This is a genomic window from Streptomyces hygroscopicus subsp. hygroscopicus, assembly GCF_030269125.1.
Lineage (GTDB): Bacteria > Actinomycetota > Actinomycetes > Streptomycetales > Streptomycetaceae > Streptomyces > Streptomyces hygroscopicus_C.
This window is the reverse complement of the sequence record NZ_BSSM01000083.1, coordinates 1-255: the sequence shown is the minus strand read 5'-3', so window position 1 is coordinate 255 and position 255 is coordinate 1. Positions and strand designations below refer to the sequence as shown.

Annotated in this window: 1 pseudogene; it reads left to right on the top strand. The window is 67.8% G+C overall.

Going from position 1 to position 255, the window contains the following annotated elements:
• Positions 1–255: pseudogene (locus QSK45_RS38210) on the top strand (acetyl-coenzyme A synthetase); the annotation flags it as partial.

Below are 255 nucleotides of genomic sequence, written 5' to 3'. Positions count from 1 at the left end.
TCCCCGACGGCGGCGGCGGCTACCTCGTCCTCACCGAACCCTGGCCCGCCATGCTCCGCACCATCTGGGGCGACGACCAGCGCTTCAAGGACACCTACTGGTCCCGCTTCGAAGGCAAGTACTTCGCTGGCGACGGCGCCAAGAAGGACCAGGACGGCGACATCTGGCTCCTCGGCCGCGTCGACGACGTCATGCTCGTCTCCGGCCACAACATCTCCACCACCGAGGTCGAATCCGCCCTCGTCTCCCACCCCG